Below are 15,723 nucleotides of genomic sequence, written 5' to 3' on the forward strand. Positions count from 1 at the left end.
CACAATATCTTTGAGCAGAAAAACCTATGCATATATGCATAGGTTTTTCTGCTCATTCATTTATAGTTGTCGAATAATATGAGATGTTCTTGTCTAACTTTGCCGACACTACCCGAATTATGCATATATGCATAACCTTTTATGCATATATGCATGACTATTTATTTTTTCTTATATTGCTGAATTTTCCTGCTGATCGTGGATTGATTCACACCGAGTATTTCCGCTATTTTGGTAGTGGAGCTGTATTTTTGCTGAGCCATTTCGAGCAGTCCCTTTTCAACGGCCTCTACCGCCTCCCTTAACGGGATAATCCGATTCACCTGAACGTCATTATATTTGCCGGATTCCTGCAGAAGATGATCCGGAAGATGAGAGGAGTTGATCAGGTTGCCGTCGGTTGTGACCAGCAGCCTTTCAATAACATTCTGAAGTTCCTGGACATTACCTGGCCATGAATAGCTTTGCAGCTTCTCGACCACCGATGAAGAAAATTGTTTATCCATTCCGTATTTTTTGTTTAAGAGATCCTTAAAATGCAAAATTAACGGAAGAATATCTTCTTTCCTTTCTCTTAAGGGAGGAACAGAAATCGGCACCACATTCAAACGGTAATATAAATCTTCCCTGAACTTGCCCGCTTTGATCGCGTCCTCCAAATGATGATGGGTTGCTGCAATGAGCCTGACATTGATGGGAATCGGTTTTTTCCCGCCGACACGCATGATTTCGTTATCCTTCATCACCCTCAGCAGCTTCGCTTGAAGCGCCATCGGAAGCTCCGCAATTTCATCAAGAAACAGCGTCCCCTCGTTGGCCATTTCGAACAATCCGCGTTTCAGAACTCGCGACGCATCATCTGTTCCCGCTTCCTCGCTCCCGAACAGCTCGTATTCCAGCAGACTCTCCGGGAAGCCGCCGCAATTCAAAGTGATAAACGGATTTTTTCTGCGCTTGCTCCATTTATGAATATGGCCGGCAACCACCTCTTTGCCTACTCCCGGTTCTCCCAGCAGCAGAACCGGCGTATCCACACCGGCGACTTTTTCGGATAATGTAACAAGCCTTTTCGTTTTCTCGCTCCGGTAAACCAGCTTATTGTCCGTCTCGTTTTGTTTCCGCAACACATCCAGCTCTTGTCTATACCCTTCCGTCAACTGCTTAAACATCTCCAATTCCATCTGCAGCTGGCTGATCTCGGTAATGTCCCGGGAAGCATTCACGATCCGTATGATTTTTCCTTCCTCATCTTTGATCGGAGTGCCAACAACCATTAGTCTTCGACCGGTTTTCGTCGTTTGGATGGAAGTGATTTTATGCTTCTTTTCAAGCACCATTCGAGTTACGGACGGATTGAACACGCCTTCCTTTTCCAGCTGATATACATTCTTCCCGATGAGTTCGCTTTCCTTGTAGCCCCACAGCGTTTCGCAGGCCGAACTGACACGGACCGTATTTCCCTCCCCGTCCGAAACATAAATCACATCATAGGAAGTATCAAAAATGGCTTTTAAATCGGCATTGAGCTGCTTATAGGAGTTCAACTCCTTAGTCACTTCTTCAAGATCGTTTGAATTTTGGAAAATGACTGTATATCCTGTCAGCCTGCCATCCTCTTCAGAGGGGGCAACTTGTCCGACAAAGTATTCATCTCCATAAGAAAAGCTGAGGGTTTTTACCGTTATCCGCGTATTTGGCTCCAGCGGCAATTCAATCCCCGGAAATGATTGATGCCACAGCTTTCCCACCACCTCTTCCTGCTTGCTGTGAAGATTTTCCATCGCATACCGATTCACAATTGTAATTCTTAATTCCGTATTTAAACAAATAAGTCCCAGCGGTATAAAATCCAAATAAGAACGATGATCCTTTTGCGCATCCGTCTCGAGCATTGCTTTCATTCCCCTTCCTTTTGCATGCTGCCTAACAATAATTTATCAAAAAAACGCGGAAAAGAGGAATCCAGATTCAAGAAAAAGCATACCGCCCAAATCATAGGGGTTCGGTTTCCGGAATAAAAAAATAGGATTTTTCGCAAAATATTTCCAAACCATTCTAAAGAGGTGAAATATATGAAGTTCGCTGCAGGAATTATCGGTTTTTGTGTGCTGGCTGCTTGCGGGTTAACCGCGTGCAATCCGGATACGGCCAATACAGCCCGGGAGCAAGTCAGAAAGCAAGCCTTGGACAATGTCCCGCTCGGCGCCGAAGCGGCCAAGCGGAATCCCTCGCCCACGCTGAGGGAAATGCTGAATTACGCGCTGCAGGATGAATATTTGGCTCGGGCCAAATACAGGATGATATTGGAAAAATACGAACAGCAAAAAATTTTCTCCAATAGCTGGAGAACGGAGAACAAGGTTATTCAGGCTTTGCTTCCTTTGTTCAAAAAATACGGCATTCCGGTTCCTAAGGACAATGCCCGATACAGCGTCCGTTTGCCCGGAAGCCTAAAGCAAGCTTATGCTCTAGGGGTTCAAGGAGAGTTAGACAATATCGCCATGTACGAACGATTTTTAAAAACGAATGTGCCGTCCGACGTCAAAAAAGTCTTTTCCGAGATAAGAGACGCATCCAAAGAACACCTTGCGGCCTTCCGGAGAGGATTGGCGCAGACCGTCGGGAACGGCAAATAAACGGCATGATGTGCAAAGGCAATCCGATTGAAATTGCCGCTGTCGTTGTGTTCAAGGTCATCGATACGGCCAAAGCGCTGTTCGACGTGAACAAGTACAAGCAATTTGTGGAGATCCAAAGCGAAACCGCCCTTCGTCATGTAGCCAGCAAGTATCCGTATGATCTGTTCTCCGGAGAAGGTTACAATGCGGATGAAATCGCGCAGCAGCTGAGCCGCGAGCTGCAGGATCGGCTGTCGCTTGCCGGCGTTGGGTGCTGGAAGCCCGGTTGACCCACTTGGCTTACTCGACGGAAATTTGCCGGTGCCATGCTGCGGCGCCAGCAGGCGTCCGCCATCGTCTCTGCGCGTCAGCAGATCGTCGAAGATGCGGTCGGCATGGTGATGATGGCGATTGAGCGGCTTGAAGCGGACAACGGCATATCGCTGGATGAGGAAAGAAAAGCGGCCATGATCAACAATATGATGGTCCCATCGTCTCGGATCGCTCAGCCAATCCCGTCATGAATGTCGGAAGCCTGTATTAGGCGGTCTGAGCAAATGTCCGGAAAAAAATTTCCCGCTGCGGCTTGGTCCGCGGCTGTACGAGACATTGGCCAAATGGGCGAAGGATGAATTCCGCAGCGTCAACGCGATTATTGAATTTCTGTTGAGGGATGCGCTGGCCCAGGAGCAGGCGGGTTCCCGGCCGCCCAAAGGGCTCCCCGGGCCGGGCGGTTTCGGACGACGGCCGCGATCCGGGCGGGTGAGTCAAGCGCACGCACATTACGGGATGAAAAAATGGTTGCCGCACAATGAAAAGACCACCCGGAAGGGTGGTCTTTTCCCTGGCTGCTGGCAGTATATCAGTCATCGGCCCGGGGAGTTCCGTACGGGCCGAGGGAGTTCTGTACGGGGGCAATGGACTGCAGAGGCCTTATAATTCGAAAATCTATGCGGTACTCGTGAAAATTGTTCAATTAGCGGCACTGGTGTCCGCGGGAATCATGTCAATTGAGATCAAATCCCGTATTCAATCTTGCGTCGAACAGCAATCAAAATGAGATTTCAAAAATGATTTTGCAGCCTGCCAATGAATACTTTTGAGCCATTAACCATCTTCTTCGGGCTGTCTTCCCGTCTGCAGCTCATTAAGCATTGCCCTGCTCAGCTGTTCCGCAGCCGCATACGGCGAATCTGCGGCAGTGACCGCCGTGATTACCGCGATCCCATCCGCCCCAGCGTGGATGACGCATCCCGCGTTGGCCGGATTGATTCCCCCGATGCCGATCAGCGGGGCGGTAATGCCGCCTGCACGCAGCTCCCGAATTAAGGCGGGCCCTTGAACCTCCCTCGCATCTTTCTTGGTCGCGGTGGGATACATCGGTCCTGCCCCCAAATAATCAGCCCCATCCCTGACAGCCTGCACCGCCTCCGCAAGATTGTGCACGGACACCCCGACGATTTTGCCGGACATGCTCCGTCTGACCCGCTCCATCGGCTCGTCTTCCTGTCCGATATGAATTCCGTCCGCATCCAGCATACAGGCCAATTCCAAATCGTCATTGACGATAAACGGCACGCCGTTCTCCCGGCAGATGGCTTGCAGCTCCTGAGCCAGGCGGATTTTTTCCGCCCCTTCCAGACAACCCGGCCCTTTCTCACGGAACTGGATCAGGCCGACACCGCCCTGAATTGCGTGCCGCGCCGTCTCCAGCGGGTCCCGCAAACAATTGGCGCTGCCCATGACCAGATACAGCAGCGGCCGTTCTCGCAATAGTAAAGAATGGCTTCCCAAGGTCTCGCTTCTCAAAGTCTCGCTTTTCCTCAAGGAATGGCTTCTTCGCGACAGTTCGAACCTGTCGTTCATTTCCATATGCCGCCCTCCCTGCCCGAATCCGCGCCCGGCGGATTCTTCAGCAATCTGCGCCGGAACGCCCAATGATTGGTCGGACCGTGTCCGCCGCCGATCCCCAACTCCTCTTCAAGCGCCGCTTGAATGAACTGCTTGGCGGTTTGCACCGCCTGCAGAACGCCAATCCCTTGGGCAAGCCCGGCGGCGATCGCCGCGGCGAACGTGCAGCCCGTACCGTGGGAATGCCTGGTCGCGACCCGTCTGCCGGACAGCTCCGTGAAGCGTTCGCCGTCATAGATCAAATCGGTTGCCAGATCCGGTTCGTTTCCGTGCCCCCCTTTGATCACCACATACTTGGATCCGCAGGCGTGAATTTTTCTCGCGGCCTCTTTGCGCTGTTCCTCGGAAACGATCGGGAGGCCTGAGAGAATTTCGGCTTCCGGAATGTTGGGCGTTACGACCTCGGCCAACGGCAGAAGACGAAGCTTCATCGCTTCAACCGCCTCTTTGTGCAGCAGCAATACTCCGCCCTTGGCAGACATGACGGGATCGACGACCAGGTTCCGCCAACCGTGCTTGCGGATCTGCTCCGCAGTCGTCTCCATGAGCTCGCGGTCAACCAGCATCCCCGTCTTGACCGCGTCCGGAGCCAAATCGGCAGCGATGGAATCCATCTGCCGAATGACCGCCTCCGCTCCCAGTGGATATACGGCTTGCACGCCGAGCGTGTTTTGCGCAGTGACCGCGGTAATCACGGACATTCCGTATACGCCCAGCTCCTGAAACGTTTTCAGGTCCGCTTGAATCCCGGCACCTCCGCCGCTGTCGGACCCGGCGATCGTCAGCGCTTTGCGAATGCTCATGCCCGATTCCTCTTTTCATCAAACGTAAATGCTGCCGCCTGAATCCTTGAATTCCCGCGCCTTCTCTTTGAATCCTTCGGAAATCGCCGTTTCCTCATCGATGCCTTTGACGGCCGCGTAATCGCGAATGTCCTGGGTGATTCGCATGCTGCAGAACTTCGGTCCGCACATCGAACAAAAGTGCGCGGATTTGGCCCCTTCGGCCGGAAGCGTTTCGTCATGGTACTCCATCGCCCTTTCCGGATCGAGGGAGAGATTGAATTGGTCGCGCCAGCGGAATTCGAAGCGCGCTTTGGAAAGCGCATCGTCCCGTTTTTGCGCGCCCGGATGGCCTTTGGCCAGATCGGCGGCGTGAGCGGCAATTTTGTAAGCGATCACCCCGTCCCGGACATCGTTTTTGTTCGGCAGCCCCAGATGCTCTTTAGGCGTAACATAGCAAAGCATCGCCGTTCCGTACCAGCCGATCATTGCGGCGCCGATGGCCGAGGTGATGTGATCGTATCCCGGAGCGATATCCGTGGTCAGCGGCCCGAGCGTGTAAAACGGCGCCTCCTGGCAGATTTCCATCTGCAGTTCCACATTTTCTTTGATCTTGTTCATCGGCACATGCCCCGGGCCTTCAATAATCACCTGCACATCGTGCTCCCACGCAATCTTGGTCAGTTCGCCCAGCGTCCGCAGCTCGGCAAATTGGGCTTCGTCATTCGCGTCCGCAATCGAGCCCGGACGCAGACCGTCGCCCAGCGAGAAGGAAACATCGTAAGCTTTCATGATTTCGCAAATTTCCGCAAAATGAGTATACAGAAAGTTTTCTTGATGATGAGCCAGGCACCATCCGGCCATGATCGAGCCGCCGCGGGAGACGATCCCCGTCACTCGGTTTGCCGTGAGCGGGATATAGCGCAGCAGCACGCCTGCGTGGATGGTGAAATAATCTACGCCCTGCTCGGCCTGCTCGATCAGCGTATCCCGGTAAATTTCCCAGGATAAATCCTCGATCGATCCGTTCACTTTCTCCAGCGCCTGATAGATCGGCACGGTTCCGACCGGAACCGGAGAGTTTCGGATAATCCATTCGCGGGTGGTGTGAATGTTCTTCCCGGTGGATAGATCCATGATCGTGTCCGTGCCCCAGCGCGTCGCCCAGGTCATTTTCTCCACTTCTTCCTCAATCGAGGAAGTGACTGCCGAATTGCCGATATTCGCGTTGATTTTGACGTGAAAATTCCGGCCGATGATCATCGGCTCGCTTTCCGGATGATTGATGTTTGCCGGAATCACCGCACGTCCCCGGGCCACTTCATCGCGCACGAACTCCGGAGACACCTGCTCGCGAATCGCGATGAATTCCATTTCCGGAGTAATGATGCCTTTCCGCGCATAATGCATTTGCGTCACATTGCGCCCATCCTTCGCGCGCAGCGGCTTTCTTTGCAAGCCCGGGAAAACTTCCCGATTGGCGCGCGGATCGCCCTCCGCGTATCCGTTGTCCTCCGGCTTCACTTCCCGCCCCTGATAGGCTTCGACGTCGCCGCGCTCAAGAATCCAACCGCTGCGCAGCGCGGGAAGTCCCTTGCGAATATCGGCCGTAAACCGGGAATCCGTGTAAGGTCCGCTGGTATCGTATACGCGCACCGGCGGATTCTCTTCCGTTCTCCCGTTGCTGCCCGAAGTCGGATGAAGCGCGATTTCCCGCATCGGAACTTGAATATCCGGGCGTGAGCCCTCCACATAAACCTTTCGGCTGCCCGGAAAGCCAGACATGATCTGGGCGTTCGTTGGATTGAACGGATTCACTGACATAGGTTAATCCCCCCGCAAAATTAATTTTTTTCGAATTGCGTTCAACTGCTCAGCATGCCTTCCGCCGGACTGCTGGCGGTCGCATACCGTTTTTTCGGAATTCTGCCCGCTTCAAATCCGAGCCTGCCCGCTTCCACGGCCAGCTTCATGGCCATCGCCATCTTCACCGGATCCTTCGCTCCGGACACCGCGGTGTTCAACAGCACGCCGTCAGCCCCCATTTCCATGGCCAGAGCGGCATCCGCAGGGCCCCCGATACCCGCATCGACAATCACCGGCACGCGCGCCTCCTCAATGATGAAGCTGAGGTTCAGCGGATTGACAATGCCTTGGCCGGAGCCGATCGGGGAAGCGCCGGGCATCACCGCATGCACACCCAGCTCCTGTAGCCTTCGCGCGAGAATGACGTCGTCCGAGATGTAAGCGAGCACGATAAAGCCTTCTTCAAGCAGCTGTTCCGAGGCTTTGATCGTCTCGATCGGATCGGGCAGCAGCGTCCGGTCGTCGCCGATCACCTCCACCTTGACCATGTGGCACAGCCCCGATGCTTTGGACAGCCTTGCGATGCGGATAGCTTCCTCAGCCGTTCTCGCTCCTGCAGTGTTGGGCAGCAGGGTATACGCTTGTAAATCCAGCATCTGCAGAAAATTCGGTTGATCCGGCTGGAAGATATTCATGCGCCGAACCGCAAACGTCAAGATTTGTGTTTCTGAGACGTCCACCGCTTCTTTCTGCACATGCAGATCGGGAAATTTCCCGGTGCCGAGCAGAAGTCTGGAACGAAACTCATACGGACCTATTTTCAACAACTTAACCGCCTCCCACAAAATGTACGATTTCCACCCGGTCCCCTTCGGCCAGAGCTGTGATGGAATGCGCTTGCTGCTGCACAATCTGCTTGTTCAGCTCCACGACCACCACCTTGTTCTGCAAATCAAAATGGCGCAGCAAATCCGATACGGAGCCAATGGAATCGGGAACCTCGACTTCCTCCCCGTTCACGCCAATCCGCAATTTGGTTCACCTTCCCTTTCTTTCGTGTTCAGCAAATCTATCCGGTCTGAAGGGACGCAGCCTTTCATCCTCTGCCCCACTGCCTGCCATCATCTCCGCAATGAGCCTGCCCGTAATCGGACTGAGCAGGATGCCGTTGCGGAAATGTCCGGCGGCAATATACAAACCTTCAAGTCCCTCAACTCTGCCCAAATACGGCAGTCCGTCAGGCGTTTGCGGACGCAGTCCTGCCCAGGCCTTTTCCCATTCGCATCCGGCAATCCCGGGAAGCAGCCGCTGCGCTTTATTCATCAGCTCCAGCAAGCCGTCCACGGTCACTTTTCGGTCATAATCGCCCTCCCGCGTCGTTGCCCCTACCACCAGTCGGCCCCCTTGCTTGGGAACCAGATAGCAGCCATGCGAGAAGATAACGCGTGTTAATAGGGGAACGGAATGAACCACGGAAAAAACTTCTCCTTTCACGGGATAGAGCGGAAGCCGGATGCCGAGATCCGCCAGCAATTCTCCGCTCCATACTCCGCCGGCGATTGCCACCTGGTCGCAGGCAATCCGTCCTGCTCGCGTTTCCACCCCTTCGATCCTTCCGTTTACGGCCGCAATCCGCCTGACCTCGGCATATTCCCTGATTTCCGCTCCCAAGAGCGCAGCCGACTTGGCAAATGCAAAAGAAAGCTCCGGCGCATTGACTTGGCCGTCCTCTGCAAAGCCGATGGCGCCCGCCACATGCTCGGACAGCCCCTTTTCCAGCCGGCGCGCTTCATCCCCTGAAAGCCATTCTGCCCGGCTGCCTGACGCAATCTGCAGGGAAACCGATCTTTTCAGTTCCTCCGCCTGCGCTTCGTTCACCGCCACCTTCAGCAAGCCTTTCCGCTGCAGCCCGATGTCGATGCCGCTGTACTCCTTCAGCTCCGCTGCCAATTCCGGAAACATCCGCCGGCTGGCTACAGCCAATTCAAACAGCGGATCGTCCGCGTCCATCTCCGCTTGCGCGGCAAGCATGCCGGCCGCAGCCCGGGATGCCTGCGCTCCCAGGCGTTCATTCTCCAGAAGAATCACGCTCTTACCCTGCTTCGCCAAATAATAGGCGGTCGCGCTTCCGATCACCCCACCTCCGATAACGGCAGCATCATATTTTTGTCCATTCATTCAAGCTCTCCCCCATTTGCGCAATTGCCGCACATAATCTTCAGCCGCTTGTTCCGGCCGATCCGCTTCCATGACTCCCGACAGCACCGCGATCCCGGCGGCGCCCGCATTCAAAACGTCCGGAACATGCTCCGGACGGATGCCTCCGATAGCGATGACCGGCACCGACAGACTCGATGCGACGGTTTTCAATTCCTGCAAGCCTCTGGCCGGCAAGCCAGGCTTCGAGCCCGTCGGATACACATGGCCAAAAATGACGTAATCGGCTCCCTGCCGCTCGCTGTCCACAGCCTCCTTCAGACTGTGCGACGAACGGCCGATCCGCAATCCGGGAAAAGCTTGCTTCACGCTGTTTACGTCAAGGCTTCGGCCTCCCAGATGAACACCCTTCACCCCAGCGACGCGCGCGACATCCGCGCGGTCATTGACAATCAATTTCGACAGCGGCATTCCCGCCGCTGCAAGCTCGCGGATGCAATCCAGCAGCATCCGCGCATCCGCCGCCTTCTCGCGGATATGGATCGCATCGACGAGAGGATGGATTCGCCGGGCAACCTCTTGAATTCTTTCGAATTCAAGTTTACCGGTCGAAATAATATGAAATTGGGGTACAAAAGTCATCCGTGTCTGCCCTCCCCTCAAAAACAAATAAAAAAGCCACTCGACGCATAGGCGAGTGGCAAGCATAATCAGCTTGGGGCACAACATCATCATACCCGAAACACGCTTCCAGTTCACTTTCCTACGCTGGCATTAACCAGATCAGGTTCAAAGGGATCGAAACCCGGCGTTTCATCTCAGCCTTGCGGCACCCCTAGTGTTCTGCGATGTCGTATTCAATTTCAGAATCAATTTACCATATATATGTGCAGCTGGCAAATGCGGTTTTTACGCGACAATTCATGATTTCCGGGCAAATCCGCTTGATTTTCCATCAGATGCTTGAAGTGCCGCCTGCTCAACCCGTTTCTCACATGATTAGCGCATCCGTGTTTCTCAAGGCATGCAAATTGGGAGCTCCAATCCCGAACATGGCGATCTTCAATTCAAGCTCCATCTGCTCGAAAGCCTCATGCAGCAGCTCGGCCGATTGTACGGCGGGGTCCAGCAAAATTCTGCCGAAGGCGGCCAAATCGGCGCCGAGCGCAATCGCTTTGGCCGCATCGAGCCCGTTTCGGATTCCCCCGCTGGCAATAATTGACGCGTCAGGCAAAGCAGCGCGCGCCTCCCGCACACATTCCGCTGTGGAGATTCCCCAGCCGGCAAACGTCTCCGCCGCCCTTCGCAGCACTTTGTCCGCCGACCGATGCTTCTCCACCTGAATCCATGACGTCCCCCCGGCCCCGGCGACATCAATGAAGCTCACGCCCGCTTCCGCCAGCTTGCGGGCAGCCTCCCCGCCGATTCCCCAGCCGACTTCCTTCACCCCGACCGGAACCTCAATGCTTGAGCATAAACGTTCGATTTTGGCCAGCAGTCCCTTCAGGTTCGTATTCCCTCCCGGTTGAAACACTTCCTGCAGACCATTCAGGTGCAGCACGAGAGCATCCGCTCCCACCAATTCCACTGCCCTCCGGCATTCGTCAAGGCCGTAGCCGTAATTGAGCTGCACCGCTCCCAGGTTGGCGAGAATCGGAATATCCGGGGCAAATTCCCGCACCTTGAAGGAGGCCGATAGCTCCTCACGTTCCAGTGCGGCCCGGGCCGACCCCACTCCCAATACCCAGCCCCTCGCTCCGGCGGCTTCCGCCAAATTCCGGTTGATGAGCGCCGCCTTCTCAGTGCCCCCGGTCATTGAGCTGACCATCAGCGGCGCCTTTAGCGGCTTATCCAAAAACACCGATGATAAATCGATTTCCGAAAAATCGATTTCGGGCAGCGGATTATGCCGGAAACGCCAGCGCTCAAAGCCAGTCGTGATATTTTCTCCCTGGACATTTTCGTTCAGGCAGATCCGGATATGCTCGCTTTTGCGTTTTTCCGGATCTTCCGATTTTTCTTCCTTCATCCGAATGCCCCTTTCGACAACTACTTTTGTTCTTGCTTGAACAACAATTTTGCACAATAATCTATAATATCGCTTCTGCGGATAATACCGATAAAAATCGCTTTATCGTCGATTACGGGAACAAAATTCTGCACCTTGGCCAAAGAGATAAGGTCTTCGATTTGCGAATCCACATGCACCGGTTTGTTATGCATTCTTTGCGGAACATCTTTCAGATAGGCTTTATGGGAGGATTCGAAACTCAAGCCGGCCGTGTTTTTCAGCTTCCACAGCAAATCCCCCTCAGTGATGGTCCCCACATATCTGCCGTCCTGATCCAACAGCGGAACCGCCGAAAACCGATGGTACTCCATCCGTTCCAGCGCCTGCCTTATTGTGGAATCCGGAGACAGGCAGACGACCTCATTTTTCGGAACCAGAAAAAAAGCGATATTCATCCGTTAACTTCCTTTCTTCAGATGTAAGCATGCACTCTATATTATTATGACAAATCTTCTGGTGATAGAGCAAGCGGACATTATCCCGGATGAACGTCCAAAAAATCCCGTAAAAAAAAAGAAACGGAATATTCAATGCCGCAGCTTGGGCAGAGATAAAACCGTTCCAGCACGAAACTTAATCAGCAGTCCCAATTCAGAAGACAGCTTGACCAGCTTATTTTACGACTTTTCCGCTGTAAGCGCTGATGACGCCAAGCAGGTGAGCCAATTGGGTTTTGCCGCTTTTGCTTAATATTTTGGCCGCCTGTTTGCTGCGCATTCCGCTTTGGCAGTAGAGATAAATCGGTTTGTCATTGGGAAAATCGTTGATGCGGTTTCTTAATTGCGACAAAGGTATATTGACCGCTCCCTGGATATGCCCTCTTTGATATTCATGCGGTTCACGCACATCCGCCAAAAAATTGTCTTTCTGCTGCAGCTCCTTTTGGAAGTCCGGGTCTTTCAGCGTCTTGAGTCCCTTAGTCGGAGCAAATCTGGAATAAATGAACCAGGCTGCCAAGGCAAAGATAAGAATGTTGATAACCGTTGACGAATCCATTGTTTCTTCTCTCCTCAATCCATGATTTATACTTGTTGAAGCATTGCTAGTCGTCGAACTCCACTTCCCCGGGCCAAGCCATCATGCCGCCGGACATATTGACGACATTATACCCCCGCTCGCTTAAATAATCGCAAACCATACCGCTGCGATTGCCGCTTCGGCAAACCACGATCAATTCTTCATCGGGATCGATCTCTTCCAATCGTTGGGTGATTTGTCCCATCGGGATATGAATGGCTCCGGGAATATGTCCGGAAAGCCACTCCTCAGGCTCCCGCACGTCGAGAATTCGAAACTTCGCTTTTCTCCGCAGTCTGTCAAGGACTTCCTGGGGAGATTGACCCCGATATTTCGCCATGAGCCATACTCCTCCTGTATCCGTTAAAAAATAATTTCCCACCAAATTTTAATGACAGTAGCCGCGATTAATGCCGCAAGAATGCCCTGCAGCACCTTCACATTCATCCTCTTGCTGATTTTCGCTCCGAGTGGAGAGGCCACGGTGCTGGCCACAACCATGACCAATGACGGAATGAGAAGCATATGTCCCCCCATAAATTTGCCCACGGTAGCGCCAATGGAGGAAATGAATGTGATCGCAAGCGAAGAGGCGATGGCCACCCGGGTTGGTATTTTGAGAATCACCAGCATAACGGGCACGATGATAAATGCGCCCGCAGCTCCGACGATACCGGCCAATATTCCGATAACTCCGGATAATACGGCAGCGAGCGTTTTATTAAATGTTACCTGGCTGTAGTCAATATCATCCCTGCCTTTTTTGGGCATAAACATCATAATCGCGGCAATCAGCGCAAGCACGGCATAGGTCAGATTAATCGCAGTATCCGGCAAAAATTTCGAGCCGTATCCGCCGACAAAGCTGCCGACTACAATCGCGACACCCATTACAAGAACCAAGGACTTGTTAATATAACCTCCCTTGCGAAATGCGAATATCCCCGCCAAAGTCGCGAAGAATACCTGAACGGCGCTGATTGCGGAAACCTCTTGGGCGGTGAAAGCGGCAAAGCCGAGAATGGGCGGAATATATAACAGCATCGGATATTTAATGATAGAACCTCCGATGCCGACCATTCCGGATATCATCGAGCCGACAAAACCGATTAAAAACAAAGTGAGAATAAATCCTGGATCGAATGTGCTGTCCATTATGTTCTGACCTCCTGGAATAAAAAAGAAGCATACAAATACCCGTATAGGTATACTATACGACGCTGCGGGAGCCAAGTCAACCATTGCTTCATTTGTTCAGTTCTAGGCGAATACCGTTACAAAACGGTTCGAGTCACATAAGATAGAGCATTCAAGATTTCAACAGAATGGAGCATGCCTGTGTCTGAAGATCGACAGCTTGCCGTCTTGGTCTTGGTGTTATTCGTTTTGCTGGTCATTGTTCTGTTCATCCTAATGTAAAGCCTTTTTTATAATGTCACCGTTCTTCCGCCAGAACATTCATTACGTCTCTGACAATATTCAAGACAATCGGCCCCGAACCCGGGGAAAGGTTTAATGCGGCCACACTGATCGCGTATCTAGGAGATTCCACCGGTCCGAACCCGGTAAACCACTGGTTGACTTTCTCCCTGCGCCCTTCATCGAGAGTTTGAGCGGTTCCCGTCTTTCCGGCCAAATTCCATTTGGCTGTCCCCAGCATTTGTGCCGTTCCATGGTCTACAGTAAGCTCCATATCGCTGAGAATCTGCCGTGCCGTCATCATGGACACGGCCGGTTTACCGCCCCGAAGCGTCTGCTCTTCAAATCTCATTTTCGTCAGCCCGTTGGCATACCGAATTTCTTTAACCACTCTGGGTCTAAACACTACTCCATGATGAAGCAGCGTCACGACAAGATTGGCTCCCTGCAGCGGAGTGATCCGCACATCCCGCTGACCGATCGCCGTCTGCACGATTACCCCTTCATCCTGCGAATCGGTGCGTTCGTCGAAAAGCCGGCCTTCTTCCTCGGAGTCAAATTGCCTGAAGCTTTTTCCGGAAATCACCGAATCTGACGACCACCCCACGGGTACCGTAATTCCCAGCTTGGCCGCATAGCTGCTGAGCTGCTGAGCGGTCAGGCGTTCGGCTACTTTGGCAAAAACGATATTGCAGGATTGAGCATAAGCCTCCTCAAAGCCGAGCCGCCCATGGCCCCCCTTTTTCCAGCAGGAAAAACCGTATTTACCGAGCTCCCCTCCGCAGAAGAAGGTTTCATCCCGCTTGACGACCCCTTCCTCCAAGGCCGCAGCCGTTATGACCGTTTTAAATACGGAGCCCGGCGTAATGGCTTTCAGTGCCATATTGGCCCAGCTGTTGTCCTGCGGCTTGACATGATTCGGATCAAATGCCGGCCGGCTGGCCATCGCTATTACATCCGCGTTGGCAGCGTCGAGGACGACGACCGCCCCCTTTTGCAAACCGTATCGGTCCATGATTCGTTCGACCTTCTCTTGGATGGAGAGATCGAGAGTCGTTACGATTTTCAGAGGATAAAAGGGATTGCCGAGGCCAATCATCCTGGTGGACAAGCCCTTCAATGGGGTATCATCCGCACCCGTATAATAAGCGAGCGAAATCGGCCCAGCGCCCTGAAGAAAGGAATCGAACGTTTTTTCCAATCCTGAAGCTCCCAATCGGCTGGATAAGGATAATTTTCCTGCAGAAATCAGTGTGGGATACAATTCGGCGACCCGCTTCGGATCCTGACCTGTAAATCCGATCAATTGACTTGCCGCTCCGGAGCCGCTGTAACGAATCTGCACCGGAAGAATGACAACGCCGGGGATTTGCAAGCTTTCTATGCGTTTAATTTGTTCCGGGCCAAGCGAATACGGAACGGCGCTTCCCGATTCGCTCCAGAATGCCGGCCGGTTCAGCCTTTTCACAAAGCCGTTCCATTGTTCGGGAGTCGTCCGCAGAATCTTGGACAATTCCCCTTGCCTGCCGCCGCTGTCTTTCAGCTTCAGCTGATCGGGGAGTACGGCCAGGCCGGTCCGCCATTGTCCGGTCAGCGGTTGAAGGCTGCGGTCATAAAAATTTCCGCGCCCATCCTGAAGAATCAGCTGCTTCGAACGCTGCAGCACGGAACGTTGAAGCAAATTGATATTGCCGGAGGAATAATGCTCCGCAGCCAGCACCTGAATCGACAGCAATTTGCCGATCAACAGGAATATAAAGGATGCCAATATTAAAAGGGCAATGAACATTCTTCTTTTCAATGCCGAGACCTTCCCGTGTTGTTGTTATCGTAATCGTCAAATTCAGTATTTACCATCTCCATTAGCTTTAAACGACAAAAAGACGGGGCTGTACCAAAAGTCTGAGTTCGTTAAATGAATGAATACAACAGCGGCTGGATA

The 15,723-nt window shown here is 53.0% G+C and carries 16 protein-coding genes, 1 pseudogene and 1 riboswitch; of the genes and pseudogenes, 3 read left to right on the plus strand and 14 right to left on the minus strand.

Annotation, left to right across the window (positions count from 1 at the left end):
- Positions 1–161: 161 nt before the first annotated feature.
- On the minus strand, positions 162–1,901 hold the full coding sequence (locus VF724_RS09955; protein WP_371754093.1) for a sigma 54-interacting transcriptional regulator: 1,740 nt from the start codon (positions 1,899–1,901) through the stop codon (positions 162–164).
- Positions 1,902–2,072: 171 nt separating this feature from the next.
- Between VF724_RS09955 and VF724_RS09960 the strand changes: the two genes are divergently transcribed.
- The 3 genes and pseudogenes from VF724_RS09960 (at position 2,073) to VF724_RS09970 (ending at position 3,557) form a co-directional block, all read left to right on the plus strand.
- Positions 2,073–2,636 (plus strand): DUF2202 domain-containing protein, encoded by a 564-nt coding sequence (locus VF724_RS09960; RefSeq protein ID WP_371754094.1) that lies wholly within the window; start codon positions 2,073–2,075, stop codon positions 2,634–2,636.
- Positions 2,637–2,650: 14 nt separating this feature from the next.
- Positions 2,651–3,162, plus strand: a pseudogene (locus tag VF724_RS09965) (SPFH domain-containing protein); the annotation flags it as partial.
- 65 nt (positions 3,163–3,227) lie between these two features.
- Entirely contained in the window at positions 3,228–3,557 is a 330-nt protein-coding gene (locus tag VF724_RS09970) for a type II toxin-antitoxin system antitoxin (RefSeq protein WP_371754095.1), read from the plus strand.
- Positions 3,558–3,725: 168 nt separating this feature from the next.
- On the opposite strand, the gene thiE is transcribed toward VF724_RS09970, so the two are convergent.
- The 13 genes from thiE to VF724_RS10035 all read right to left on the minus strand — a co-directional run bounded on the left by thiE (position 3,726) and on the right by VF724_RS10035 (position 15,582).
- On the minus strand, positions 3,726–4,361 hold the full coding sequence (gene thiE, locus VF724_RS09975; protein ID WP_371754164.1) for a thiamine phosphate synthase: 636 nt from the start codon (positions 4,359–4,361) through the stop codon (positions 3,726–3,728).
- Between the two features lie 119 nt (positions 4,362–4,480).
- Entirely contained in the window at positions 4,481–5,332 is an 852-nt protein-coding gene (thiD, locus tag VF724_RS09980) for a bifunctional hydroxymethylpyrimidine kinase/phosphomethylpyrimidine kinase (RefSeq protein WP_371754096.1), read from the minus strand.
- An 18-nt stretch (positions 5,333–5,350) separates the two neighbouring features.
- The gene (gene thiC, locus VF724_RS09985; protein WP_371754097.1) at positions 5,351–7,135 is read right to left on the minus strand and encodes a phosphomethylpyrimidine synthase ThiC; all 1,785 of its coding nucleotides are present in this window, start codon (positions 7,133–7,135) and stop codon (positions 5,351–5,353) included.
- Between the two features lie 41 nt (positions 7,136–7,176).
- Entirely contained in the window at positions 7,177–7,944 is a 768-nt protein-coding gene (locus VF724_RS09990; RefSeq protein WP_371754098.1) for a thiazole synthase, read from the minus strand.
- A 1-nt stretch (position 7,945) separates the two neighbouring features.
- On the minus strand, positions 7,946–8,149 hold the full coding sequence (gene thiS, locus VF724_RS09995) for a sulfur carrier protein ThiS (RefSeq protein WP_371754099.1): 204 nt from the start codon (positions 8,147–8,149) through the stop codon (positions 7,946–7,948).
- Between the two features lie 6 nt (positions 8,150–8,155).
- Positions 8,156–9,295 carry a glycine oxidase ThiO gene (thiO, locus tag VF724_RS10000; protein ID WP_371754100.1) on the minus strand — a complete coding sequence of 380 codons (1,140 nt, stop codon included), beginning with the start codon at positions 9,293–9,295 and terminating at the stop codon, positions 8,156–8,158.
- Positions 9,296–9,916 carry a thiazole tautomerase TenI gene (gene tenI, locus VF724_RS10005; protein ID WP_371754101.1) on the minus strand — a complete coding sequence of 207 codons (621 nt, stop codon included), beginning with the start codon at positions 9,914–9,916 and terminating at the stop codon, positions 9,296–9,298.
- Positions 9,917–10,017: 101 nt separating this feature from the next.
- Positions 10,018–10,121: riboswitch (TPP riboswitch) on the minus strand.
- Positions 10,122–10,265: 144 nt separating this feature from the next.
- The gene (gene fni / locus VF724_RS10010; protein ID WP_371754102.1) at positions 10,266–11,303 is read right to left on the minus strand and encodes a type 2 isopentenyl-diphosphate Delta-isomerase; all 1,038 of its coding nucleotides are present in this window, start codon (positions 11,301–11,303) and stop codon (positions 10,266–10,268) included.
- 20 nt (positions 11,304–11,323) lie between these two features.
- Positions 11,324–11,740, minus strand: coding sequence for a CBS domain-containing protein (locus VF724_RS10015; protein WP_371754103.1), 417 nt, complete (start codon positions 11,738–11,740; stop codon positions 11,324–11,326).
- A 217-nt stretch (positions 11,741–11,957) separates the two neighbouring features.
- Positions 11,958–12,341: a rhodanese-like domain-containing protein gene (locus tag VF724_RS10020; RefSeq protein ID WP_371754104.1), complete on the minus strand. Its 384-nt coding sequence runs from the start codon at positions 12,339–12,341 to the stop codon at positions 11,958–11,960.
- Positions 12,342–12,387: 46 nt separating this feature from the next.
- Complete coding sequence (locus VF724_RS10025) at positions 12,388–12,702, minus strand: rhodanese-like domain-containing protein (RefSeq protein ID WP_371754105.1); 315 nt, start codon at positions 12,700–12,702, stop codon at positions 12,388–12,390.
- Between the two features lie 23 nt (positions 12,703–12,725).
- Positions 12,726–13,517, minus strand: coding sequence for a sulfite exporter TauE/SafE family protein (locus tag VF724_RS10030; protein ID WP_371754106.1), 792 nt, complete (start codon positions 13,515–13,517; stop codon positions 12,726–12,728).
- 280 nt (positions 13,518–13,797) lie between these two features.
- A complete protein-coding gene (locus VF724_RS10035) occupies positions 13,798–15,582 on the minus strand; it encodes a peptidoglycan D,D-transpeptidase FtsI family protein (protein WP_371754107.1) in 1,785 nt (594 codons plus the stop codon).
- Between the last annotated feature and the right edge of the window lie 141 nt (positions 15,583–15,723).

The sequence above is a fragment of the Ferviditalea candida genome (assembly GCF_035282765.1).
Taxonomy (GTDB): Bacteria; Bacillota; Bacilli; order Paenibacillales; family KCTC-25726; genus Ferviditalea; species Ferviditalea candida.

Bases quoted from the DNA above. Each gene is read 5' to 3' on its own strand.
- VF724_RS09955 (WP_371754093.1), bottom strand. From the start codon at position 1,901: ATGAAAGCAATGCTCGAGACGGATGCGCAAAAGGATCATCGTTCTTAT.
- VF724_RS09960 (WP_371754094.1), top strand. From the start codon at position 2,073: ATGAAGTTCGCTGCAGGAATTATCGGTTTTTGTGTGCTGGCTGCTTGC.
- thiE (WP_371754164.1), bottom strand. From the start codon at position 4,361: ATGGGCAGCGCCAATTGTTTGCGGGACCCGCTGGAGACGGCGCGGCAC.
- thiD (WP_371754096.1), bottom strand. From the start codon at position 5,332: ATGAGCATTCGCAAAGCGCTGACGATCGCCGGGTCCGACAGCGGCGGA.
- thiC (WP_371754097.1), bottom strand. From the start codon at position 7,135: ATGTCAGTGAATCCGTTCAATCCAACGAACGCCCAGATCATGTCTGGC.
- thiO (WP_371754100.1), bottom strand. From the start codon at position 9,295: ATGAATGGACAAAAATATGATGCTGCCGTTATCGGAGGTGGGGTGATC.
- tenI (WP_371754101.1), bottom strand. From the start codon at position 9,916: ATGACTTTTGTACCCCAATTTCATATTATTTCGACCGGTAAACTTGAA.
- fni (WP_371754102.1), bottom strand. From the start codon at position 11,303: ATGAAGGAAGAAAAATCGGAAGATCCGGAAAAACGCAAAAGCGAGCAT.
- VF724_RS10015 (WP_371754103.1), bottom strand. From the start codon at position 11,740: ATGAATATCGCTTTTTTTCTGGTTCCGAAAAATGAGGTCGTCTGCCTG.
- VF724_RS10020 (WP_371754104.1), bottom strand. From the start codon at position 12,341: ATGGATTCGTCAACGGTTATCAACATTCTTATCTTTGCCTTGGCAGCC.
- VF724_RS10025 (WP_371754105.1), bottom strand. From the start codon at position 12,702: ATGGCGAAATATCGGGGTCAATCTCCCCAGGAAGTCCTTGACAGACTG.
- VF724_RS10030 (WP_371754106.1), bottom strand. From the start codon at position 13,517: ATGGACAGCACATTCGATCCAGGATTTATTCTCACTTTGTTTTTAATC.